This is a genomic window from Nocardia violaceofusca NBRC 14427, assembly GCF_963869435.1.
Classification (GTDB): domain Bacteria; phylum Actinomycetota; class Actinomycetes; order Mycobacteriales; family Mycobacteriaceae; genus Nocardia; species Nocardia aobensis.
Map to the genome: position 1 here is coordinate 225753 of NZ_CAWMPM010000012.1, position 23958 is coordinate 249710.

23 protein-coding genes and 1 tRNA gene are annotated in these 23958 nt (G+C 67.8%); 13 read left to right on the forward strand and 11 right to left on the reverse strand.

What is annotated here, in order from left to right; genetic code table 11:
• The 4 genes from AC5592_RS10945 (at position 1) to AC5592_RS10960 (ending at position 5405) form a co-directional block, all read left to right on the forward strand.
• Complete coding sequence (locus tag AC5592_RS10945; protein ID WP_036503990.1) at positions 1–888, forward strand: aldo/keto reductase; 888 nt, start codon at positions 1–3, stop codon at positions 886–888.
• 215 nt (positions 889–1103) lie between these two features.
• Positions 1104–1451, forward strand: coding sequence for a hypothetical protein (locus AC5592_RS10950; RefSeq protein WP_157121735.1), 348 nt, complete (start codon positions 1104–1106; stop codon positions 1449–1451).
• Positions 1452–1599: 148 nt separating this feature from the next.
• A complete protein-coding gene (gene car / locus AC5592_RS10955; protein ID WP_063064086.1) occupies positions 1600–5076 on the forward strand; it encodes a carboxylic acid reductase in 3477 nt (1158 codons plus the stop codon).
• 134 nt (positions 5077–5210) lie between these two features.
• Positions 5211–5405 (forward strand): hypothetical protein, encoded by a 195-nt coding sequence (locus AC5592_RS10960; RefSeq protein WP_036503984.1) that lies wholly within the window; start codon positions 5211–5213, stop codon positions 5403–5405.
• A 79-nt stretch (positions 5406–5484) separates the two neighbouring features.
• On the opposite strand, the gene AC5592_RS10965 is transcribed toward AC5592_RS10960, so the two are convergent.
• The gene (locus AC5592_RS10965) at positions 5485–6237 is read right to left on the reverse strand and encodes an SDR family oxidoreductase (RefSeq protein ID WP_232329300.1); all 753 of its coding nucleotides are present in this window, start codon (positions 6235–6237) and stop codon (positions 5485–5487) included.
• Positions 6238–6288: 51 nt separating this feature from the next.
• Between AC5592_RS10965 and AC5592_RS10970 the strand changes: the two genes are divergently transcribed.
• The 5 genes from AC5592_RS10970 to AC5592_RS10990 all read left to right on the forward strand — a co-directional run bounded on the left by AC5592_RS10970 (position 6289) and on the right by AC5592_RS10990 (position 11207).
• Positions 6289–6606, forward strand: a complete 318-nt coding sequence (locus AC5592_RS10970) for a winged helix-turn-helix transcriptional regulator (RefSeq protein WP_051024824.1) — start codon at positions 6289–6291, stop codon at positions 6604–6606.
• 206 nt (positions 6607–6812) lie between these two features.
• A complete protein-coding gene (locus tag AC5592_RS10975) occupies positions 6813–7274 on the forward strand; it encodes a hypothetical protein (protein ID WP_063064087.1) in 462 nt (153 codons plus the stop codon).
• 128 nt (positions 7275–7402) lie between these two features.
• Entirely contained in the window at positions 7403–8305 is a 903-nt protein-coding gene (locus tag AC5592_RS10980; RefSeq protein WP_063064088.1) for a metal-dependent hydrolase, read from the forward strand.
• On the forward strand, positions 8302–9411 hold the full coding sequence (locus AC5592_RS10985; protein ID WP_036503979.1) for a PDR/VanB family oxidoreductase: 1110 nt from the start codon (positions 8302–8304) through the stop codon (positions 9409–9411). Before AC5592_RS10980 ends, AC5592_RS10985 begins: the two co-directional genes overlap by 4 nt.
• A 32-nt stretch (positions 9412–9443) precedes the next feature.
• Positions 9444–11207 (forward strand): SDR family oxidoreductase, encoded by a 1764-nt coding sequence (locus AC5592_RS10990; protein ID WP_371507189.1) that lies wholly within the window; start codon positions 9444–9446, stop codon positions 11205–11207.
• 140 nt (positions 11208–11347) lie between these two features.
• Here the strand turns inward: AC5592_RS10990 and AC5592_RS10995 are convergent, their stop codons facing one another.
• From AC5592_RS10995 to AC5592_RS11020, 6 genes are all read right to left on the reverse strand, one after another.
• Positions 11348–12256, reverse strand: coding sequence for a slipin family protein (locus AC5592_RS10995; RefSeq protein ID WP_063064090.1), 909 nt, complete (start codon positions 12254–12256; stop codon positions 11348–11350).
• A gap of 788 nt (positions 12257–13044) precedes the next feature.
• Positions 13045–13563: a UCP032817 domain-containing protein gene (locus tag AC5592_RS11000; protein WP_063064091.1), complete on the reverse strand. Its 519-nt coding sequence runs from the start codon at positions 13561–13563 to the stop codon at positions 13045–13047.
• Between the two features lie 63 nt (positions 13564–13626).
• Entirely contained in the window at positions 13627–14646 is a 1020-nt protein-coding gene (locus AC5592_RS11005) for a TerC family protein (protein ID WP_036499850.1), read from the reverse strand.
• Positions 14647–14845: 199 nt separating this feature from the next.
• A complete protein-coding gene (locus tag AC5592_RS11010) occupies positions 14846–15277 on the reverse strand; it encodes a nitroreductase family deazaflavin-dependent oxidoreductase (protein WP_036499849.1) in 432 nt (143 codons plus the stop codon).
• A 120-nt stretch (positions 15278–15397) separates the two neighbouring features.
• Positions 15398–16483, reverse strand: a complete 1086-nt coding sequence (locus tag AC5592_RS11015) for an NAD(P)H-dependent amine dehydrogenase family protein (RefSeq protein ID WP_036499847.1) — start codon at positions 16481–16483, stop codon at positions 15398–15400.
• Positions 16480–17568: a Rieske 2Fe-2S domain-containing protein gene (locus tag AC5592_RS11020; protein ID WP_063064092.1), complete on the reverse strand. Its 1089-nt coding sequence runs from the start codon at positions 17566–17568 to the stop codon at positions 16480–16482. The genes AC5592_RS11015 and AC5592_RS11020 overlap by 4 nt, the downstream gene beginning before the upstream one ends.
• Positions 17569–17721: 153 nt before the next feature.
• Between AC5592_RS11020 and AC5592_RS11025 the strand changes: the two genes are divergently transcribed.
• Positions 17722–18339 carry a TetR/AcrR family transcriptional regulator gene (locus AC5592_RS11025; protein ID WP_083870676.1) on the forward strand — a complete coding sequence of 206 codons (618 nt, stop codon included), beginning with the start codon at positions 17722–17724 and terminating at the stop codon, positions 18337–18339.
• A gap of 21 nt (positions 18340–18360) precedes the next feature.
• Here the strand turns inward: AC5592_RS11025 and AC5592_RS11030 are convergent, their stop codons facing one another.
• Positions 18361–19272, reverse strand: coding sequence for a MerR family transcriptional regulator (locus tag AC5592_RS11030; protein WP_157121737.1), 912 nt, complete (start codon positions 19270–19272; stop codon positions 18361–18363).
• 71 nt (positions 19273–19343) lie between these two features.
• Between AC5592_RS11030 and AC5592_RS11035 the strand changes: the two genes are divergently transcribed.
• Positions 19344–20006 carry a maleylpyruvate isomerase family mycothiol-dependent enzyme gene (locus AC5592_RS11035; protein ID WP_063064094.1) on the forward strand — a complete coding sequence of 221 codons (663 nt, stop codon included), beginning with the start codon at positions 19344–19346 and terminating at the stop codon, positions 20004–20006.
• A gap of 275 nt (positions 20007–20281) precedes the next feature.
• On the forward strand, positions 20282–21085 hold the full coding sequence (locus tag AC5592_RS11040) for an LLM class flavin-dependent oxidoreductase (protein WP_036499839.1): 804 nt from the start codon (positions 20282–20284) through the stop codon (positions 21083–21085).
• 53 nt (positions 21086–21138) lie between these two features.
• Here the strand turns inward: AC5592_RS11040 and AC5592_RS11045 are convergent, their stop codons facing one another.
• The 3 genes from AC5592_RS11045 to AC5592_RS11055 form a co-directional block, all read right to left on the reverse strand.
• Positions 21139–21630: a hypothetical protein gene (locus tag AC5592_RS11045; protein WP_036499837.1), complete on the reverse strand. Its 492-nt coding sequence runs from the start codon at positions 21628–21630 to the stop codon at positions 21139–21141.
• A gap of 355 nt (positions 21631–21985) precedes the next feature.
• Positions 21986–22975 (reverse strand): hypothetical protein, encoded by a 990-nt coding sequence (locus AC5592_RS11050; RefSeq protein ID WP_157121739.1) that lies wholly within the window; start codon positions 22973–22975, stop codon positions 21986–21988.
• A 201-nt stretch (positions 22976–23176) separates the two neighbouring features.
• Positions 23177–23250 (reverse strand) — tRNA-Ile (locus AC5592_RS11055).
• 216 nt (positions 23251–23466) lie between these two features.
• Here AC5592_RS11055 and AC5592_RS11060 point away from each other — a divergent pair.
• Positions 23467–23919: a hypothetical protein gene (locus AC5592_RS11060; protein WP_063064096.1), complete on the forward strand. Its 453-nt coding sequence runs from the start codon at positions 23467–23469 to the stop codon at positions 23917–23919.
• Positions 23920–23958 lie beyond the last annotated feature (39 nt).

Consider the following 23958-nt stretch of genomic DNA (forward strand, 5'->3'; position numbering starts at 1 on the left):
ATGACGACTACACCGCTGCTGACCCTGAACAATGGCGTCCGGATGCCCGCGATCGGGCTGGGGGTCTTCCAGACGCCGCCCGACGAGACGGCCGCGGCGGTCGATGCCGCGCTGGCGACCGGGTATCGGCATATCGACACCGCGGCGGCCTACGGGAACGAACGCGAGGTGGGGGAGGCGATCCGGGGCTCGGGCGTGGACCGTTCCGAGGTCTTCATCGAGACCAAGATCTGGATCAGCGACTTCGGTTACGACGCGACGTTGCACGCGTTCGACAAGAGTGCCGGCAAACTCGGTGTCGACCGGATCGATCTGCTGATCCTGCATCAGGCCCTGCCCTCGCGATTCGATCTCACCGTCGACGCCTACCGTGCGCTGGAGCAGTTGCTCGCCGACGGTCGCGTCCGTGCGATCGGGGTCAGCAACTTCATGCGCGAGCACCTCGAGAATCTGCTGAAGCAGACCTCCGTGGTCCCGGCGGTGAATCAGATCGAGGTGCATCCGTATTTCCGCCAGCCCGACGTCCTCGCCGCCGACGACGAGTACGGAATTCTCACCCAGGCCTGGTCGCCGATCGGTGGCATCACCTTCTACCGCGACAGCGGACACACCAGCACCCTCGACGACCCGGTCATCACCGCGATAGCCGAGGCGCACGCGAAGACGCCGGCCCAGGTGATGTTGCGCTGGGGCCTGCAACAGGGCCGCTCGGTCATCCCCAAATCGACACGGCCGCAACGCATCGCCGAGAACTTCGACGTCTTCGACTTCGACCTCACCGGTGCCGAGCTCGCGGCGATCGATGCCCTCGACACCGGACAGCGCGGCGGCCCCGAACCCGCCGACGTCACCCTGGAAACCTTCGGCATCGACATCCCGGAACCCTGACCGGCGGTCGCTCAGGCGCCGTAGCCGTCCGCGGCGACCTGGACGAACTCCGGATCAGCGGGCTGCGCGCGGCCGGAGCGCAACCGCTGGGAGATCGACTGTTCTCGGCGAACGTCCCGCAGTGCCTGCTCGACGGATCGCCGAATGTCGCGCGCCTGTTTCCTGACTTCGAGCCGCCGGCACGCGACTATCACCGGCGCACCGGAATCTTTCCGATGATGCACACGATCGTCGTCCGCAGGGACCTGCTGTGCGAACGTCCGCGTCTCGCGCGCGAGGTATTTCGGCTCTTCTCCGCGGCGAGGGAATCGGCCGCCGAATATTACCGCCGCGAGCGCCGGGTCCATCAGGTCCGGACGATGGTTCCGTGGGCGAACGCAGTGGTCGAACAAAACATCGCGCAGTTCGGCGACGACCCGTGGCCCTCTGGCATCGCGGCCAACCGCACCGCGCGCGACATTTCCTGCGCTATCACTTCGAGCGCGGGCTCTCCTCGCGGCGTCGGAAGGTCGAGGACGTCTTCGCGCCGGACCTGCAAGACAGCTGACGGTGGCGCAATGTGAGTAGCCGTTTCCGTCACGGTGTAGCGAATTGTTGCCGCGAAGGCTTGACGAACGGGTAGTTAGCGGAGCTAAGTTAACCGTGATGCGCGCTACAGTGGCGCGTGGGCGACGACTCGTCCGCCGGTTGACGACCCAGGGAGACCCACCCATGCCCGATGACGTGCAGAAGGCCGAGCGTAAACGGCGCCTCGCGGCGGCGATGGCCGACGACGAGGTGCGCGCGGCCTGGCCGGATGCGGACGTCAGCGCCGCACTCGCGCGTCCCGGGCTGCGGCTGGCCGAACTGATCGACACGGTCATGACCGCGTACGCCGACCGCCCCGCCGTCGGGCAGCGGTCCGGTGAAATCGTCGTCGATGCCGAGGGGCGCCGGGTGTGGCGGCTGCTGCCGCGATTCGAGACGCTGAGCTATCGGCAGCTGTGGTCGCGCGCCGGTGCGCTGGCGAGTGCCTGGCAGGCGGCGGGGCTGCGGGCCGGGGATTTCGTGTGCACCGTCGGATTCGTCAGCAGCGATTACGTCACCGTCGACCTCGCGGGCGTGCGGCTCGGCACCGTGGCGGTGCCGCTGCAGGCCACTGCCGCTGTCGCGCAATGGCATTCGATCATCGCGGAGACCGAGGCGCGGGTGCTGGCCTGCAGCGCCGAACTGCTCGACGCCGCCGTCGAGGCCGCGCTCGCGAGTGTGACGATCGGGCAGCTGGTCGTCTTCGACAGCGCCGACGACGATGCCGAACGCGCGGCGGTCGCGGCGGCTCGCGCCCGGCTGGCCGAATCCGGTCGCGAGATCACGCTCGAATCGCTGCACGACCTCGTCGAGCACGGTCTCGCCCTCCCGGCCGTACCGCTCGCGGGCGTGCCCGGCGACGACCCGTTGTCGCTGCTCGTCTACACCTCCGGCAGCACCGGAACGCCCAAGGGCGCCATGTACACCGACCGTCTGGCCGCCGCCATGTGGTTGTACACCGGAAAGGCGCCGGTGCCCGCGATCACCCTCAACTATCTGCCGCTCAGCCATGTGGCCGGGCGCCTGCAACTGGGCGGCACGCTCGCCCGCGGGGGCACCGCCTACTTCACCGCACGCAGCGATATGTCGACGCTGTTCGAGGATCTGGAGCTGACCCGCCCCACCGAACTGGTTTTCGTGCCGCGCGTCTGCGAGATGCTGCTGCAACACCATCAGGGCGAGGTGGAGGCCCGGGTCGCGGCCGGCCGTGAGCGCGTCGTCGTCGAGGACGAGGTGAAAACCGCACTGCGCGAACGGCTTCTGGGTGGCCGCTTCCTCGGCGCGATGTGTGCCAGTGCGCCGCTGGCGCCGGAGATGCGCGCCTTCATGGAATCCGTCCTCGGCATCGGCCTGCACGACGGATACGGTTCCACCGAGGCCGGCGGCAGCGTCATCGTCGACAACGTGGTCCGGCGCCCACCGGTCCTGGACTACAAACTGGTCGACGTGCCCGAACTCGGCTACTTCGGCACCGACCGGCCGCATCCGCGCGGGGAACTGCTGCTCAAGACCACCACCATGTTCCCGGGCTACTTCAAACGGCCCGAGATCACGGCGGAGATGTTCGACGAGGACGGCTTCTACCGCACCGGTGACGTGGTCGCCGAACTCGGCCCCGACCATCTGGTCTACGTCGATCGCCGCAACAACGTGCTCAAGCTGTCGCAGGGCGAGTTCGTCACCGTGGCGAAGCTGGAATCGGTGTTCTCCACCAGTGCGCTGATCCGCCAGATCTTCGTCTACGGCAGCAGCGAACGCGCCTATCTGCTCGCGGTGATCGTGCCGTCCGAGGAGGCACTGACGCTCCCCGATCCCCGTGCGGCACTGGCCGAATCGCTGCAGCAGCTGGCGAAGGAGGCCGGGCTCGACAGTTACGAGATTCCGCGCGACTTCCTGCTCGAGACCGAACCGTTCACCCAGGACGACGGCCTGCTGTCGGGAATCGGAAAGTTGTTGCGGCCCAAGCTGAAGCAGCGCTACGGCGAGCGCCTGGAGCAGCTCTACGCCGAACTGTCGCGGGAACAGGCCGACGAACTGGCCGCACTGCGTCACGGCGCCGCGGACCGCCCCGTGCTGGAGACGGTCGGCCGGGCCGCGCGGGCCCTGCTGGGCTGCGCGAGCACCGATATCCGGCCCGAGGCGCATTTCACCGACCTCGGTGGCGATTCGCTGTCGGCGCTGTCGCTGTCGAATCTGCTGACCGAACTGTTCGGCGTGGAGGTGCCGGTGGGCACCATCGTCCATCCGGCGAATACGTTGCGGCGCTTGGCCGAATACATCGACGACGAACGGCACGAGGGCGGCCGCCGCCCCACGCTCGCCACCGTGCACGGGCCCGGCACCCGCGTACGGGCCGCGGATCTAACCCTCGGCGCGTTCATCGACCACGAAACCCTCACCGCCGCCAAGTCTCTGCCGCCCGCGTCGAGCCCGCCGCGCACGGTGCTGCTGACCGGGGCCAACGGCTACCTCGGCCGGTTCCTGTGCCTGGAATGGCTGGACCGGCTCGACGCCTGCGACGGCACGCTGATCTGTGTGATCCGCGGCCGTGACGCCGAAGCCGCGCGGGCGCGCCTGGACGAGGCGTTCGACAGCGGGGATCCCGTTCTGCTGCAACGATATCGGGAGCTCGCGCAACGGCGGCTGACCGTCCTGCCGGGCGACATCGCCGAACCGAACTTCGGACTGGACGATGACCGGTGGCGCGAACTCACCGAAACCGTCGACCTGGTGGTGCACTCGGCGGCGCTGGTCAATCACGTCCTGCCCTACGACCAGCTGTTCGGGCCGAACGTGGTCGGTACGGCCGAGGTCGTCCGCCTGGCGATCACCGCGCGCCGCAAACCGGTGACCTATCTGTCCACCGTCGCGGTGGCCTCCCAGGTCGACCACTTCACCGAGGACGGCGATATTCGCGGGACCAGCCCCGAGCGGGTCATCGACGGCGGCTACGCCAACGGGTACGGCAACAGCAAATGGGCCGGTGAGGTGTTGCTGCGCGAGGCGCACGACCTGTGCGGGCTGCCGGTCGCGGTCTTCCGGTCGGACATGATCCTCGCGCACAGCGACTTCGCCGGGCAGTTCAATCTGCCCGATATGTTCACGCGGTTGCTGCTCAGCGTGCTCGCCACCGGTCTCGCGCCGGAATCGTTCTACCGCCCCGCCGCCGACGGGAGTCGCGCCCGCGCTCACTACGATGGCCTGCCCGCGGACTTCACCGCCGCCGCGATCACCGCGCTCGGTCCCGGCGCCGACGGCGGATTCGAGACCTTCGATGTGCTCAACCCGCACGACGACGGCATCGGCCTGGACACCTTCGTCGACTGGCTGGTCGACGACGGTCACCGCATCACGCGCATCACCGACTACGCCGACTGGCTGGGGCGGTTCGAGACCGCACTGCGCGCCCTGCCCGAACGGCAGCGGCGGCATTCGGTACTGCCGTTGCTGCACGCCTTCCGCCGCCCGGCCCCGGCCATCGCGGGATCGGCGCTGCCGGCCGAGCGGTTCCGAGCCGCGGTGCGTGCGGCGGGAACCGGCCCGGACGGCGACATCCCGCATCTGAGCCGGGAATTGATCGGCAAATACGTCCGGGATCTGACCGCGGCGGGTCTGCTGTGAAGATTGCCGAAACCGGACACGCCCGGGGCCTGCCGGGCGTACCGTTTTGCCCCACAGCGTTGGTCGGCGAAGGCGCCGAGGGCGACCGCGTCGCCCCGGAGCGCTCGCCGAGTGCGACAAGGAGGTCGATTCCGGTGCACCGACTCGAGAAGTCCGCTCTGTGGCGCTGTGTGCTGGACGGATTGTCCGCACTGGGTGCGGGATTCGGCGCGATGGTTCCGGTCTACCTGAACGAATGCCACGTCGACGACTACCACGACGCCGAAGCAGCGGAGGCCGAATGGGATTGGTCGATCCCGTACCAGTGGTTCGACCACGCCAACGGGTGAGCGTCCGCGCACGGTGGTCGCTTCGCAGCGAGGGGTCGGAGCGTGGCCGTGGCGGTTCCGCCGACTTCGCGTCCGGCGATCAGGTAGCCGGATCGGGCGCGGTGGCCAGGTAGTCGGCCCCGCCGACATAGACGGTGTGCCCGGGCTCGGTGTCGGCCGTGGTGGCATCGGCGATCGCGGTCGCGAACTCGTCGATCGTCGGCAGCGCGCCGTGCTCGGTCCGCGCCGCCACCGCGTCCGGATCGCGGCGTTCGAGGAGGCGCACGATGATGGTGCCCTCGATCATGTCGCCCGATACGACCGTGAAACCGATACCGCGCGAGTGGAATTCGCCGATCATCGCGCGCAGCGCGTCCTCACCCGCCCGCTTGCTCAGCGCGATGGGCTCGTAGTCCGGCGGGGTGGGTTTGCGGCCGTGGAAGTGCGCCTGGTGGCTGGTGACGAACACGATCCGTGATCCCGGGGCCAGCAGCGGTAGCGCCAGGCGGACCAGCCGCACTTGGGCGTCCCGGTTGATCGACATCGCGTAATCGGGCGCCGCGCCGTGTTCCAGCCCGCCGGAGGCGTTGAGGATCAGCACGTCCAGCCGCCCGAACCGGGTGCGGATCTCCTCGATCATGGCCGCCGCCGCCTCGGGATCGGACAGGTCGGCGCCCACCGGCGTGGCCACACCACCGTCCGCCGCGATCGCCTCGGCGAGATTGCTTGCCCGCCTGCGCTTCTCGCGATAGTTCAGGACGACGTGATCGCCGCGCCCCGCGAGAATCCGGGCGGTCTGCGCCCCGATACCGCGGGAAGCGCCGGTGATCAACACGATGCGTTGTGAATCCACCCGGTACTCCCACTCGTTGCTTCTATTTCAGAATCACTATGGTGGTTCGAAATGAGAAGTGCAAGAGAGCGCGAGGGTGGCCCGCAGGCGGCGATGGCGCTGCTGGGGCAGCGCTGGATGCTGCGCATCGTCTGGGAACTGGCGCCGGGACCGCTCGGTTTCCTCGAACTGCGCCGGCGCATGGACAACTGCTCCTCGAGCATGCTCTCGGTGCGGCTGCAGACCCTGCAAGGCGCCGGTGTGATCGTCAAACGCGCCGACAAGGCCTACGAATTGTCCACGGCCGGAAGTGAACTCGTGCGGGCGCTGGAACCGCTGTGGGCGTGGGCGGCGGACCACCTGGATCCGGACGCGACGGTGGGCGAGTAGTCGGCCCGGTGAATCCGGCCGGGCGGTCGCGATCCGGCATCGGTGGGGACGCCCGGCGGAACCGTGGCGGTGGGAGCGCGTGGCAAGGGGTGCGGATTGCGCGTTTGCGCCGGTGCTGCGAGCGCCCGCCCGCCGAAGCGATCCACTAGGTTTGTGAGACACGCCCACGGGCGGCGGGTGGAGTTCGACGAGATCTGGGGACTGACATGAACGGTGACACGATTCGGCGCGGTAGCCGTCCGCTGTTCGGCGCGGCCGCGGCTGCCGCCCTGCTGATACTGGCCGGCTGCGGCTCGTCCGACTCCGGCAACGCACGCCCGGCCGACTCGGTCGCGCCGAAGGCGACCACCACCAGCACGGTCCCGGAAGTTATCGACTGTTCCTTCAGTAAGCCGGCGGTCCGGCCGGAGAACATGATCCTCGCCTGCGCAGATCTGGGCGCCCAGGTGGAACAGATCGTGTGGCAGAGCTGGGGGCCGGATCAGGCCCAGGGCGACGGGATCGAACGGGACAACACCTGTGAGCCCAACTGCGCCGCCGGTAAGTACGTCACCAAAAAGGTGCATCTCACGCTGACCGACGTCGCGCGGCCGGGCAATGTCTTCACCAAGGTGACCACCCTGGATGCCGACGGTCACACCTACACCTGGCCGAGAACCCCGCGGTGATTCGCTCCGGCGGCTAGAATTTATGTGGTACTCAGGGTGTCGCTTACCGCCGAATAATTGCTACGCTGCTGTAGCAACGGTGCCGGTGCGGCCGGAACCGATGGCCGAGATGACGACCAGGAGTACCGATGAAGTTACTTCCCATGCGCAATCGTGGCGTGGGCGATCCCGGTGAGGTGGCGCTGCACGCGCGCAACGTGCAGTTCGACTGGCGAGCCACGCCGCTGCACTGGCTGGCCGCCGAACCCATCGCCTCGCATGTGTTCAACTCGCTCAACCTGCTGCTGCCCGAGGGCGAGCGGATGTTCATCCAGACCTTCTCCGAGGCGCTGCCGCTGATCAAGGACGAGAAGCTGCGGGAACAGGTCATCGGCTTCATGGGGCAGGAGGCCATGCACGCCGAAACCCACAACGATTCGCTGCAACAGGTGTTCCGCGCCCACGGCGTCGACGTCGACAGCTACGCGCGGCAGATGGAATACATCTTCCGCAAGGCGCTGGGCCCGCGGGACGGGCAGTCACCGCGCGAGGAGTTCCAGACCCTGGTCGAACGGCTGGGCTTCATCGCCACCCTCGAGCATTTCTTCGCCTTCCTCGGCGATTGGATCATCGACGCCGATCTGGAGCGGTTCGACGCCGCGCCCAACATGCTCGACCTCTATCGCTGGCACGGCGCCGAAGAGGTCGAACACCGCTTCGTCGCCCACGATGTCGCCACCTACTTCGAGGTCGGCTACATGCGCCGCTGCGCGCTGATGGCGATCACCTTCCCGATCTTCGTGGCGCTGCTGCTGCGCGGCACCAAATATCTGGTGCACCAGGACACCGAGCTGCCGGACATGGGGTATCCACGCATCGTGGGCAAGGCGCTCGGCGCGATGTGGCGGGGTGCGCTGCCCGGAATTCCCTCGCTGCTGTGGTCGGCGCTGTCGGTGGCCAAACCCGGATACACCCCGGCCTCGGTCGGATCGACCGCGCAGGCCGTCGCGTATCTGGCGAAATCGCCTGCGGCACAGGCACTCGCGTCGTGACGACGCGCAGGCCCGTCCCCGCCGAACTACCGCCCGACCTCTACGGCGGGCGCGGTTGCGACCGGCCGATCCGCATCATCGGCGCGGTCGCGGAGGCGCGGATGCGGTGGGCGTCGCTGATCCACCGGCGTCCGGTGACCGGCGCCGTCGACAGCGGCCGCGTGCGGGTGCGGGTGGTCGAGCGGCGGATCGAGGCCCACGACGCGGACGTGGTGAGCCTGGTGCTGCGCGCCACCGACGGCAGCGCGCTGCCGACCTGGCGTCCGGGCGCCCATCTGGACCTGGAACTGCCCTCGGGCCGGTTGCGGCAGTACTCGCTGTGCGGTGACCCCGCCGATCGGTATCACTATCGGGTCGCGGTGCGCCGGATACCGGGCGGGCTCGGTGGTTCGGTCGAGGTGCACGACGACCTCGGGGTCGGCGCCGAACTCACGATCCGCGGGCCTCGCAACGCCTTCCCGTTCGTCCTGCCCGGCCACGGATCCTCCGCTGCCCGTGTACATTTCGTCGCAGGCGGCATCGGGATCACGCCGATTCTGCCGATGGTGCGGATGGCGCATCGGCTGGGCGTGGACTGGACCATGGTGTACACCGGCCGCAGCCGCGACACCATCCCGTTCCTCGCCGAGATCGAATCCTTCGGCAGCCGGGTCACGGTGCGCACCGACGACGACGGCGGTCTGCCGACGGCGGCGGATCTGCTGCCCGGCGTCGGCGTCGACACCTCGGTCTACTGCTGCGGACCGGTCCCGATGACCTCGGCGATCGCTGCGGCGGTGCGCGAAATGCCCGGCGTGGAACTGTATTCCGAGCGCTTCTCCGCCGCGCCGGTGGTCGACGGAAAGCCGTTCCGCGTCGAACTCGCCCGCACCGGTGAGGTGCTCGACATTCCCGCCGACCGCACGGTACTCGACGAAGTGCTGCGTGTCCGGCCCGATATCGCCTACTCCTGCCGGCAGGGTTTCTGCCGCACCTGCAAGGTCCGGGTACTCGACGGGCAGCCCGATCATCGCGACACCGTCCTCACCCCCGCCGAGCGCACCGAGGGCGAACTGCTCATCTGCGTATCACGGTGTGCGGGTGAACGTTTGGTGCTCGACCTCTGACATCCACTGGCCCCCTCCTCGAGGAGATTCTCGTGACCGACACCGCGCCCGTCCCGGACACCGAACATTTCGTCCGCAACGGTGAATTCGATATCGCCGTCTACGAATACGGCGATCCCGCCGCCCCGACCATGCTGCTCGTGCACGGCTGGCCCGACGACCATCACCTGTGGGATCGCGTGATTCCCCTGCTGGCCGGGCGTTTTCACGTCGTCGCCTACGACACCCGCGGCCACGGCCGCTCCACCCGCACCGATCGCACCGAGGATTACGGCCTGGACCGCTTCGCCTCCGACTTCTACGCGGTCGCCGACGCGGTGAGCCCGGACCGGCCGGTGCACGTGCTCGCCCACGACTGGGGTTCGGTCCAGGTGTGGGAGGCGGTGTGCGAGCCGCAGGCCGCCACCCGGGTGGCCTCGTTCACCTCCGTGTCCGGCCCGAATCTCGACCACCTGGCGAAGTGGACCCGGAATCGGATGGGCCGCGGCGCGGTGTGGGGGCCGGCCACGCAGTTGCTGTCGTCCGCCTACACCTTCCTGTTCATGACGCCGGGGCTGAACAAGGCGGTGATGCGGCCGCTGTCGTCGGAGAAGGTGTGGAAGCGGTTCATCGGCGTGATGAACGAAACCTCGCCGGAGAACGTCAAACTCGGCCCGGCGTTCCGCCAGGACTTCTTCGACGGGATGCGGATCTACCGCGCCAACATCGTGCCGCGCATGCTCGGCCCGCGCGAGCGGCACACCGAGGTTCCGGTGCAGCTGGTCATCGCCCGCCGCGACATCGCCGTGCGTCCGGCCGGGTACGACGACACATCGAAGTGGACCGATCGGCTGTTCCGGCGCGAGATCGCGGGCGGGCACTGGCTGCCGTTCTCCCATCCGGAGCTGCTGGCCACCTCGGCCACCGAACTCGCCACGGCCGTCGACACCGGTGACTATCCGCGCACGCTGCGCCGCGCCGAGGTCGGTGCGCAGGCCGGGCCGTTCACCGATCGGCTGGTCGTGATCACCGGCGGCGGCAGCGGCATCGGCCGGGAAACGGCGCTGGCCTTCGCTCGCCGCGGCGCCGAGGTCGTCCTGTCGGATCTGAACCTGGATGCCGCCAAGGAGACCGTCGAACTGATCACAGCGGCCGGTGGCAGTGCCCACGCCTACGCCGTCGACGTCTCCGACGAAGCGGCGATGAGCGAACACGCGAGCACGGTGATCGCCGCCCACGGCGTGCCCGACATCCTGATCAACAACGCCGGCATCGGCCAGGCCGGAGACTTCTTCGACACCTCCGCCGCCGAATTCGACCGGGTGCTGCGGGTGAACCTCGGCGGTGTGGTCAACGGCTGCCGCACCTTCGGCGCCGCCATGGCCGAGCGGGGACTCGGCGGACATATCGTCAACCTGTCCAGCATGGCCGCCTACAGCCCACAGCAGGGTTTCAGCGCCTACTCGACCAGCAAGTCCGCGGTCTTCATGTTCTCCGACTGCCTGCGCGCCGAACTGGCCGGCAAGGGTATCGAGGTGCACACCATCTGCCCCGGCATCGTGCACACGAATATCGTTGCGACAACGAAGTTCTCGGGCCTGTCCGACGACGCCGAGGCCGCGAAGCAGGCCCGCTACGACGCGCTGTACCGCAAGCGCGGCTACGGCCCCGAGAAGGTCGCCGACCGGATCGTGCGCGCGGTGGAACGTCATCGCGACATCGTGCCGGTCACCCCGGAAGCCCACCTGCAGTACCACTTCAGCCGACTGGCCCCGGCCCTGCACCGCTTCGTCGCGGCACGGGTGAAGCTGACGTAGGGGGGCTTTCGCCGGGGCCGCGCGGGTGCGGTTCGACCGCCAACCGTCGAGGAACGAGCGCAGCCGACCGGTGCGAAACGTCCGCGATCAGCCTCGCGCGACCGCACCCGACCACATGCCGCGGCGGCGGGAGACTGCATTCACTCCGGATGGGCCGGGTGCTGCTGCGGTGTGCGTTCCGCTTGCGTCCAGGGCGGTTGGACCCGTAGTGGTCTCGGGTCCGGGGTTGAATCGGCGGTGTTCTCGGTCTCGGTGGACGTGTCGGCCGGTGGTGCGCTCGCTTCCGCGGGGGTCGATCGTTCCAGGAACCGCAGCAGCTCCACCGGGAACGGGAGCACCAGGGTCGAATTCTTCTCTGCGGCAACCTCGACGACGGTTTGGAGCAGTCGCAGCTGCAATGCCGCCGGGGCGGTCGCCATCCGTTCGGCGGCGTCGGTCAGCTTGCGCGAGGCCTGGAGCTCGCCTTCGGCGGTGATGACGCGGGCGCGGCGTTCGCGTTCGGCCTCCGCCTGCCGCGACATCGACCGTTTCAGCGATTCCGGCAGCGCCACATCCTTGATCTCCACCCGGTCGATATGCACGCCCCAGGCGAGGGCCGGGCTGTCGATCATCAACTCCAGACCCTTGTTCAACTGCTCGCGGTTGGACAGCAGATCGTCGAGTTCGCTCTTGCCGATGATCGACCGCAGCGACGTCTGCGCCACCTGCTCGACGGCGAACAGATAGTCCTGGACCTCGACCACCGCCTGCGCCGGGTCGATCACCCGGAAGTACACCACCGCGTCGACCCGCACGGTCACGTTGTCGCGGGTGATGCCCTCCTGGCCGGGCACCGGCATCGTCACGACCTGCATCGGCACCTTGCGCATCTTGTCGACGAACGGAATGAGCACCCGCAACCCCGGTTTACGCACCGCCCGCACCCGCCCGAACCGGAACACCAGCCCGCGCTCGTACTGCTGAACCACCCGCAATCCGGTGCTGAAGGCGATGCCGGCGCACACCGCCCCCGCCCCCACGATGAATGCGGCAAACGTCGCAACGTCCATAGCGTCACCACCATGCGAAACGCCCGGCACGCCCGCGACCGGGCTCCTGCCATCGATCATGGCACCGTTGCGCCGAGCGGGCTATTGCCCTCTCGTGTGGGGCACGGCCGGCTCACCGGGCGGAGGACGGGTCGCGCGGTTATCGTCCGCTCATGCTGTTCGTCGTCATCGCCGCCGTGGTCGGCATACTCGTCTGGATCTCGGTCGCGGCCGTCCGCCGCGAAATATCGCCCTCGGCGCGCCGCCGTCGATGGCAGGCCGGTGATACGAGTGGTGGCGGCCGCAGATCCAGCGGAAGCGATTGCGGCGGAGGCGGTTGCAGTACGGCCGGTTGTAGTGGGGGCAGTGGTTGCAGCGGGGGCAGTAGTTGCTCAGGAGGCAGTAGTTGTGGCGGGGGCAGCAGTTGTGGCGGTGGGAGTAGCAGTTGCGGTGGGGGAAGCAGCAGTTGTGGTGGCGGAAGTAGTTGCGGTGGGGGGAGTAGCTGTGGCGGTGGCAGCAGCAACTAGGTCGAGACACACATCGGGGGTTTGCTCTCGGGCGACCCGGCCGAAAGTTGGAAATCGTGGCCGAAGCCGGCCGGGAACGCACGAGGCCGACCCGCAGGTCGCCGATTGCCCTAATCTCTTCGCGCTGGCCCGAGTAAATGCGGCCGGAGTATGTATGGGGGAAATGTCCGTGCCGAGGCATGTTCGCTGTCGCCGCCACCGCGAGCGCGCGGGCTCGGAGGCTCCGACTGAACCCGGCAGCCGACAGTGCACACGCGGGTTTCCGGCAGATCCGGCCCGTCGTCACGCAGGGGAGCGGTGCGGTGAGCCGGCGGTGATCTCACCCAGGGCGGTTTCCACCTCGGCGACCCGCTCCGGCGACACTCCCCACGGATTATTCACTCCCACAACGGTATCCAGATCCCACAGCACACACTCCTCGCCCGGATCGGCGACGATGGACCAGGCGACGACGGTGCGGCCGAGTTGAGTAGCCATCGGCACACCGCTGCCGCCGCCGTAGCCGTCTCCCTCGGGGAAATGGTGCAGGAACCGGCCGTACGCGGCATCGCAGAAGTCGCGATATCGCTTGGTGCACAGGATCAAACCGTGCCATGCCTCGTCCACGGCATGGGACGGCATTCCGATCACCTGATCGTCGGCCATTGCCGCACCGCAGCACCGCAACCATTGCCGCAGACCGGTTTCCACCACGTCTCGCGGCTGCCAGGGACAGGTCTTGAAGACGGCCTCCGGCAATCGCAGCGCATCGACGGCACGCCGGGTGCGGACCGGATCGATACGCCGGAAACGGGACAGCACCGGCCCACGGTACGGCGGAATTTCGGTGCGGGACAACTCCGGTGCCCGCGGGCCGCGTGCTTCTCATCGAGCGGGAGTGTCGACGGTGGCGGAGTCGCCGTCCTTCTCGCCCCGGGTGGCCAGCAGGCTGGTCACGGTCACCGCGCCGAGCACCACCACGATCACCAGCAGCGAGGCGGCGGTGGGGATCTCCGGTAGCCAGTCCCAGTAACCGTGTGCCCAGTGCAGCACCAGTTTGACGCCGATGAAGCCGAGGATCACCGCCAGGCCGTAGGCGAGGTGGACGAGCCGGGCCAGGACCGCCTGCAGGACGAAGTAGAGGGCGCGCAGACCCAGCAGGGCGAAGGCGTTGGTGGCGAACACCAGGTACGGGTCGCCGGTGACGCCGTAGACCGCGGGCACCGAGTCGATGGCGAATACCAGGTCGGTCGCCATGACGGCGGTGACCACCAGGGCGAGCGGGGTCAGGGCGCGGCGGCCGGCCTCCCGCACGGTCATCTTCGTGCCGCGGTAGTCGTCGGTGACGGGCATCAGTCTGCGCATCAGGCGCACCGACCGCATCCGGGAGATGTCCACGTCCTGTTCGTGCCCGGTGACCGCGTCGCGGATCAGCTTGAGCGCGGTGAGCAGCAGAATCGCGCCGAACAGCAGGAACGCCCAATCCAGCGAGGCGAGCGCGGCCGCGCCGACGGCGATGAAGATGCCGCGCAGCACCAGCGCGCCCACGATGCCGAACAACAGCACCCGTTGCGCCAGCACCGCCGGGACCGCGAAGGCCGCCAGCAGCAGCATGAAGACGAACAGGTTGTCCACCGAGAGCGACTTCTCCAGCAGATAACCGGTGATGAACTCCGTGGCCGGCTTCGACCCGAATCCGGCCCACAGAATGCCGAAGAACGCGACCGGCAGCGCCAGGTAGAACACGGTCCAGCCGACCGCCTCCCGCATCGACACCTCGTGCGGTTTGCGGGTGACGACGAAGTCCAGCGCGAGCAGCACCAGCACACCGGCGATGGTGGCGACCCACAGCCACGGACTGCCGATGGTGTGCAGCTGTTCGGCTGCGAGAACGGACGAATTCACAGGTCTCCTCGGGTATGCGAAAGCACCCGAGGTCTCCTTCACCCGATATCCGGGTGGCCATCCGGGGATCCCGACGGCGGAATCCGTACTGACCGGTGTGGCGCTTGGGAAGTACTCCCCTCGGAAGCGAGGATAGCGAAACCTTTGCCCGAAAACCAAGCGATCCGGACGAATGTGACCGGTCCGACCGCCGCCCGCGTCACCTCCGCGGGCTGAGCACCACGACCGATATGGGCCGATCGGTCATCTTCTGATACTGCGTGTACCGGCCCTTGTTGACCTTGTCGACCAGCGTCCACCGCCGCGCGTACTCGGTGTCCTCCGGATATGTCGGCCGCGCGGTCACCGGAATCCGCCGATGCCCGACCTGGATCTCACACTCCGGCGCCGCCTTCACATTCGCCAGCCACCCCGGCGGCCGCGGCGACCCGCCGTTGGACGCCGTCACCAGATAGTCGTCACCGTCTCGCGCGTAGGTCAGCGCACTGGTCCGCTGCTGCCCCGTCTTACGCCCCACCGTTCGTAACAACAGGGTGGGATTTCCGAACAGCAGCCGGTGCCCCACATACCCGTCCGACTTCTCGTAGATCCACTGATGAGCCCGCAGCGCAGTGGAAAACAAATCAGCCATCCCACACCTCCGATCAGGCAAACCCTTTGCCCAACCCTAACCGGCGCGGAGCGCGAAAGCCCGCAACGAGATTCAGCCGCACCCCGTGCATGAGCGATCCGGGATGCGGCTGTCGACCGCTCAGATCTTGAAGCGTCCCGCGAAGCTGCGCAGCGGCAGGTCCGCGCTGGTGATGATGCCGGGGGGAGCGGCGACTACGGATCGGATGGCGTTCAGGGCCGGCAGGCCGGTGACGGTCATGCCGATCGAGGCGAAGTTCTCCGGGTTCGACAGGTCGAATCCCTTGCGCGGGAAGATCATGTGCTTGCTGTAGATGTTGGGGTCGCCGGTCACCTGAGTGATGTAGCAGCCCTTGATCTCCCACGACGGATCGGTGTGCGGCGTCATCTGCCATTCGAGATGGGTCTCCACGCGCGCGACGCCGTCGACCATGCCCTGATACTTGATGTAGTTGGCGCCGAGCGAGCCCTTCGGCATGAAGTACCAGCCGAGGTCGACGTCCTTGGTGCAAGCGCCGAGTTCGTAACTGAACTTCACCTCGTCGAGTTCGAGGCCGAAGGCGTCGGCCATGAGGTAGACCGAGTCGGCGAACACCGCGGTGTACCGGTAGAGCGAGTCCGGGATAGTCGGGTCGTCGATCGGGCGGCCGTAGCCCACCGCCTTCCAGGTGTCGACGGAATGGTGGCAGGAGACGTCGACCGATTCGGTGACGGTGACGTTCTCGATGTCGGCGACGTCCGCGGTGTGCACGATGCCCAGGATCTGGCACAGGCCCGGGTTCATGCCGGTGCCGTAGAAGGTGGCGTTACCGCGCTCACAGGCGGCCTGGATCACCTCGCTGACCTTGCGGCCCGAGGGATGGGCGTGGTTGGTGTCGCGGTGGAAGCCGGTGATCCAGTCCGCGGTGGTGACCACGTTGATGCCCGCTTCGAGCACCTTCTCGTAGAGGTCTTCGTCGGGGAACACGCCGTGGAAGGTGAGCACGTCGGGTCGCGCGGCGATGATCTCCTCGACGGTGCCGGTCGCGGTGACCCCGATGGGGTCGAGGCCGACGATCTCACCGGCGTCGCGGCCGATCTTCTCGGGCGTGTAGCAGTGGAGTCCGACGAGTTCGAGATCCGGATGGTTCCGGATCCGCCCGATCATCTCGGTGCCGAGATTGCCGGTGGCGACCTGGAATACCCGGATCGTGTCGGAGGTGCTCATCGCATGCCTTTCGGTGTGTTCGGTGACGGTACTCGAGCGGTCGCGTCGGCCGCGGGATGAACAGCCCCGCTGTGGGGTGGGCGCGGGTCGGGACCCGCGGGGCCGCCGTCGGGATAGAACTGCCGCGCCCATTCGCGCAGCGCGGTGAATCCTTGAAATTCCTTGCGGCTCAACGCGGGTGGGTCGGAGTAACGCTGGTGCGCCCAGATGTCGATGTCGGCCTGGAACTGTTCGATGACGAAATCGGCCATCGTCTTGCCGTATCGGGTGATCTCCGGGCTGTCGTCGCCCGGCTTGCGGCCGATCCACACGGTGAACCGGACGTCGGAGGTGTATTCGTCCACCGGGGTGACCGCGGGCATGGTGCGGTTGTCGACCATGCCCCAGCTCTTGGTGATCGAACAGCCCAGTCCCGCGTTGATCGACTCGACGCCGCTGTTGACGTCCGATTCGCTGACGCCCTCGTCGAAGGCGATGGTGAAGTCCACGTAGGAGACCGGACCGGAGAAGTCGTGGCGGGTGAACTCCGGCACGAACGGCGTCTTGTGCACGACCTTGAAATGCGCGAAGTCGACGCCGTTCTCCATGATGTACTGCGGATGCAGTTCCAGCCCCGGCCGGAACAACGTGGCCGCGGGCACCGGCGGATAGTAGTCGGCGGCGGTCCTGTCGTCGCCGAACGCCTCGAAAATATCCGGCACCTCGAAATACGGTGCGCGACCGTCGATGTCGTACCAGATCCACACCGCCTCGTTGCGTTCGACGACCGGATAGCTGCGGATGCGGCGGCCCTTGTTGGGATGTGACTCGTAGGGGATGCAGACGTTGCGCCCCTGCCGATTCCACTCCCAGCCGTGGAACGGGCACACCAGGTTCTCGCCGTCGACGCGCCCGCCGTAGCCCAGGTGCGCGCCGAGATGTTCGCAGTAGGCGTCGAACACCGCCAGCTGCCCCGACGCCGAACGCCACGCGACCATCTCGCGGCCGAAGTACTTCATCTTGTGGACGGCGCCGACCGCGATTTCCGCACACCAGGCGACTTGGAACCAGCCCGTCGGCTCCATCGACAGGGGTGGCTTTGCCATCTCGATCCTCCACGTTCGGCGAGGGGCCGCACATCGCGGCGCGGACCGCTGAACTCGGGCCCGGCGACACGAGCGTAGAACCCTCTATGAAAGAAAACAAGAGGGTTCGTTGAAACTTGATGCCGCAGATCAGGCACGGTATTATCGACCGTCGTGACGGATGTAGCGGTCAGCGGGAGGCGTGCGAACAAGCGCGGTATCCAATCGCGGGAGGCCATGCTCGAGGCCGCGATCACCTCGCTGGCCACCGGCGACCCGGCAGCCGTATCCGGCAACCGGATCGCCCGCGACATCGGCGCCACCTGGGGAGTCGTGAAATATCAGTTCGGCGATATCGACGGCCTGTGGGCGGCGGTACTCCGGTACACCGCCGACAAACGCGGCGACCTGCCCGCCGGCATCGCCACGGAAGGCACCCTGGCCGAACGGGTCAGCGCCCTGATCAACACGATGGCGATCGGCTTGCGCCGCCCCGAATCCCTCGCCATCGAAACCCTGCGCGCCGCCCTGCCTCGCGACCACGCCGAACTCGAACGCGACTATCCCCTGACCGCTGCCGAACTCGCCTCCTGGAAACCCAACTGGGACAAGGCATGTGAACGCGCCTTCGCCGACCTAGGTGTGGACCCGGTGAAAATCCGCCGCGTCGCCGCCCTCATCCCCGCCGCCATGCGTGGCATCACCTCCGAACGCACCCTCGGCACCTACGGCAACCTCGACGACGCCATCCAGGGACTCATCGACGGAATGATCGCGTATCTGGAGAAGTGAGGGCGAGGCTCCGGCTCGCCGCTACGACCGGCTCAGCGCCCGGTACAGCCAGTCCTGTGCCGCACCGGTGGTGGTCGTGCCGGTGATCTCGGTGGTGAGCGTCCAGTAGCGGCGAATGCGCGGATCGTAATCGTCGGCGCCGTAGAGAAGCCGGCGCCGGAACTCGGCCGTGGGACGGACGCCCCGGGCCGCGGCGTGAGCGGCGAGAAACCGGTCGAGTTCGGCGCCGGGCCGCGGTTCGACGTGTGCGGCCACCAGCGGGTCCACGATCGCGCAGGCCTCGGCGACACCGGCAAGCAGTGCGCGTTTGTCGCGAACATGTCCGGGATCGTGACGCCAGAGCTGTTTCGTCAGCGCGGCGGTCAACACCGGATCGGTTGCGGCGGTGGCGAGTTCGGCGTAGGCGACGACCTGCCGGGATGTGGGATCGGCGGGCGGGGCCGGAATGTTCATGGCGGCGAAAGCGTCGAACAATTCCGGTGCGATCGGGGTGAGCAGGCGGCGCCAGAACGCGATGAGATCGTCGTAGGCGCGTCGGCCGTCACCGACTGCGGCCAGTAGTTCCAGCCGGGCGGCGTGCCGGCCGGGCGGTGCGTCGGCGACCGCCGCCAGCGCTGCCCTCCGCCAGGTCAATGCCGCCAATTCGGTGTCCAGCGAGGCCTTTTCGATGGCGACGGCGTCGGTTGTCGACGTGGTTCCGGTGAGTACGCCCATGATCGCGGGCAGCCCGAGGCCGAGCGTGCGCAGCCGACGCACCAGCTGCAGTCGATCGACCGCGGTCGCCGGATCGAACAGGCGATGCCCGGCCGCGCTGCGGCGCGCTTCCAGCACCCCTTCGTCACAGTAGAAGCGGATGGTGCGGACCGGGACGCCGGTGCGCACCGACAGTTCCCCGATGGTCATCAGACCGTCTCGATGTGTGTTGTGAGTCACAATCGCTGGAACCTCCACCCGACTGGAACTCCTACGGTACTGCAACACCGATCAGGCGAGGAGTTCCGACAATGACCGGAAAGACACCCATCGACACCGAGCAGATCTGGCAGGCCGTCGCCGCCGAGCGCAGGAGTCTCGTCCAACTGCTGCGGTCCCTTCCCGAGAATGGTTGGGAGCAGCTCTCTTTGTGTGCGGGCTGGCGGGTTCGCGATGTCGTCGCGCACCTGATCCTGTCGGCCGATTCCGGTCTGGGGGCGATCCTGACCAATCTGATCCGAGCCCGAGGCGACTTCGACCGCATGGTCCGCGACACCGCCATCCGGCACGCCGGCCGCCGGACCAGCACACAACTGCTCGCCGAGCTGCACGACAGCATCGGCGCCCGGGTCACACCCGTCGGCACGACCCCTGTCGACCGGCTGATGGATCTGCTGGTGCACGGCCAGGACATCGCGGTCCCACTCGGTATCCGGCGCGAAATGCCGATAGCGGCAGCGGAATTGGCGCTCGACCGGGTATGGAACGGCGGCTTCCCGTTTCACGCCCGCAAGAAGTTCGGTCGCTACCACCTTGTCGCTTCCGACGGCGAGTGGACCGCCGGCACCGGACCGGTGATCGAAGGCTCGGTCACCACCCTGCTCCTGCTCATCACCGGCCGCCGGCCCGCCCCGGACCAGCTCACCGGTGAGGGCGCGGCCCAGCTGATGGCCGAGCGAGCAGCGCGGCGATAGCTCCCGGCGGCGGCATTGCCCCTCGTTTCTGGTGAGAATGCTTGTACCGCTGTGGAATTCGCTCCCCGTACGGCAGTGGACAGCTAGGGTATGCCGGGCGAAGCAGACGAGTCGCTCTCGCTGCGGTGCTGCGCGCCCGAAACCGAAAATCGGTAGCCGCTGACTCCGGCGCCTGCCGGAGCGCGGCCGGCCGGGCACGCGCCGGGCGCACCGATGAATTTCGGGCGGGCCCGCCGTCCCTGTCTCTGAACGTAGTGAGCGATAGGAGTCCAGTTATGACGCGACCGTTTCGATTCGGGGTTGTCGCCCCGCTCATGACCGACGTGCCGACGTGGCGGGATCGCGTGCGCCGCATCGCCGACAGTGGTTACTCCACGTTGCTGGTGGCCGATTTCCCGCTCACGCAACCGGCGCCGGGGCCCATGCTGGCCACCGCCGCGGCCCTGACCGACCTGCGGGTGGGCACCTGGGTCTACGCCTCTCCGCTGCGCCCGCCGTGGCAGACGGCGTGGGAAGCGCACTCGCTGTCGCTGCTGACGGAGGGGCGCTTCGAGATGGGCATCGGCACCGGCAGGCCGGGCATCGAGGACGAGCTGCGCGACAAAGGGCTGCCCGTCGTCTCGCCGAGCGAGCGGCTGGCCGAGGTGCGTAAGACGGTGGCGGCGCTGCGAGATCTCGACGGCTCCGACCTGCACACGCCGGTGGCGATGGCCGTCCTCGGTCCGAAGGCTCGAGCATTGGCGGACGAGGTCGCGGACATAGTCACCTTCGCACTGGGGGACCAGCCCCGCAGTGAGGTCGAACGGCTCGCCCGCGACTTCCGCGCCACCGCGGACCAGGAGCTCGCCCTCGCCGTGCCGGTCGTCGGCGACACCGTCGCCCCACACATGGCACCGCCCGATACGGACCCCGCCGCCCTCCGCGCCGCGGACGCCCTGACCGTACTCCCGGACGACCCCGCAGCCGCCGTCGAGGAAATCCAGCGCCGCCGCGAGGAGATCGGCTTCTCCTACTTCATCTTCGGCGCCGACGTTGCCGAGCGACTGGCTCCGGTGGTCACCGAACTCGCGGGGCGATAGGGCGGGGCCGTCACGACCGGATCGCCACGGCGGCCTTCTCGACGGAAATGACGTCAGGAATGCAAGTCGTGCGGCCCTTCAGCCGGGTTGGTCGTCGGCCCGCCGGCATTGCGCGCTTCGACAGCGTGAATCGTCTTGACGAGCTCTTTGTCCAGGACACGTTTGCCGACCGTGCCGAGCACTGCCTCCAGGACATGTCCCGTCAAGTTCTTACCTTCGCGCACCACGACGGCATCGACTTCGGTGGTCCCGTCGGGCATCGGTGTGAGGGTGTAGGTGTGGCCGGATGCGCCGCCCCACATGTTGGAGTCGGTGGTCGTCATGACGACGTGGTGCGGGTCGGACCAGTCGTAGCGCAGGCGTTCCCAGATGCGGTGCGAGCCCTCGGTGACGTCGGCGTGGGTGGCGTCCTGGGCATGGACATGGAGGTATTCGTCGGTGCTGTTGCCGAAGAGTTTCGACCGTCCCGGACCGAAGTCGGTGAGGGCGGCGACGAACTGCTCCGGTGTCGACGTGGTGGTGTGCGTGAGGTGAATGGTGGACATCGTGTGCTCCCTGAAACGAGTAGTCGATGTGGTGATTCGACAGCAGCAGGCAGCTACCTCCCTGCTCGGCGACCATGTCGTGTGGAGGCGGGCGGACCGGAGCGGCGCCGGCGTGCGGCGGTGATATCGGTGCAGGACCGGAACGCGGCGCTGTCGGGTTCGCCGCGGGCAGTGGTGCCCATGACTGCTCCTCGGATCGCATCGCTGTCGGATCCAGCCTTGCACCATGGCCACGCGGATGCACCCGAAACGGACGCCCCGATCAGCGTGGTTACCGTCTCGTCCAGCCGCGTCGCCGGTACGGGAACGCGGTCCCGGTGTCATCGGTGAGCATCGGTACGTTCAGCCGGCCGGCTCAGCAGCGTTCATATTGACGCGCGTAGGGCTGCGACTCCGGTGGAACATCGCGCGTGGATGGCTGGCAACCGCCGATGAAGACCGCGAGAACGGGGACGTAGGGGCCTCCGATCGTGTAGTCGACCACGGCACCGGGCTGGGCCAGGTAGGGAAGATGCTTGTCGGCGAGTTGTGTCGCCTGCGCGGCGGTGAATTGCGTTCCGGCAGGAGGGTATATCGCGACGTCCAGGGTGCGGCCGGCTTTGCCGGGCGGGTCGTATACGGAAATCTCGACGAAGAACGGGGTGGGTTGATCGGTCAGGAACCACTCCCACATCTCGAGTTCACCATTGGACGGGAAGCGGGGTCGGCCGGGCGGGAAACCGGAGAGGTCCGTGTTGAGCCACCCGTGTTCGAGTTTCGAGTGATTGTGGAACCCGCTCTCCTCAGGAATGGTCGACACCGTCCAGTAGCTGGATGCCAGTTCGGGAAAGTCCTGGATGATCCGGCGCATCGCCGCGGTGGCACGGTGGGGTTCGGCCCCGGAGCCCGATGCCACGCCGATGGCGTCGCTCATCTTGTCTACGACGAAGCCGCGTGACAGCCAGCCCACCTGTGTGCCCGGGGCCGAGACTCGCACCCAGGTATGTGCCGAGTTCGCTTCCCTGCTCACGTCCCGGCCGAACCCCCAATCCGCAGAATAAGAATCCGCCATCCGGTCGAGATCGACCTGCGTGTAGTCGCCTCGGTACCGCGGCGGAAGCGGCTGGGCGCCCATGGCACGCACCACGGACGCGGCCTCGTCCGGTGTGGCGCCATCCTCCATATGCACATCGAGTCGGGAGGCGTACGTGCGGGACTTGCCCTCGTAATCGAACCAATGTGAGGCATCGACCACCCCGGGAAGAGCCTGGATGGCAGTCTCGATCACGCGTGACCAGCTGTCACGCTCGGCCTGGTCGGGCCCTCGTGTCGGAAGGGTACATCCTGCCAGCAGGACTGCCGCCATCATCACTATGACGGCCGGGGCGGTTGAGCGCATAACGTTTCATTCTGGCGTCCGGAGCGCCAGGCGCTGCTAGCGAATTCCGGTCATGCCGTCGCTCCCGGTCACCCTCACCGCCGCAGAAATGGCCGGCGCGTAGTCGGGCGCCTCGGCCCGCGGGCTTGATCCGAGCCGGACGCGTCCGGGGATGAGTCAGGGGGTTTGTGGGGCGGGTGGGGCTCGAACCCACGACCAGCGGATTATGAGTCCGCGGCTCTAACCGACTGAGCTACCGCCCCTCGCCGCGCTGCACGCGCGTGGGGGATGCTACCGGGTCGGGGGTGCAACGGCCTAGCTGGGCTCGGGCGGGCAGCGCCTCGCGGTGAAAGGGAATGGCGCGAAGGTGTTTCGCCGTTCCGCGTCAGTAGCCGGGCACGAGGCTGCTCGCCGATGACGTAGCACGTCTGTCACTCCACCGCCACAGTCCGATAGCGAACGGGCTGCAGGATCGGCTGATGACAGCCATCTACGCGAGTGAGCAGGTAATCGAACAGGCGGGTCCGTGCATTGCGCCCGCGCAGTCGCGGTATCGGGAGATGTTCGGTGACACCTGGTACGAGGAACGGATCGGCGCGCTGGTCATGCGGTCGGGTCGGCTGTGCGCGGTGATGACACCGGCCGGGCTGGGCGCCTCGGTGCTCGGCCTACTCGGCGATCTGCAGGTGCCGGTGATGGAGGTCGGGGTGGGGGATCGGTGCGTGTGGTCGTTTCTCGCCGAGAATCCCCGCTGCGGCGAGGGAGCGGGCTGGTGGTCGGTGGACCTGTTCCGCTGCTTCGTAACCCAGACCAGACCCGGCGCATTGATCGCCCTCCCGACACCCGGCAATCCGCGCCGCACGTGGGTGCGCGAACCACAGGGCATCGTGCCGGATCTCCGCCTGGTCGCCGATACGATCGTCGCCGCCTAGTGCGGGGATCGCGACGATCGGTTCGGCGCGGGCGACCGC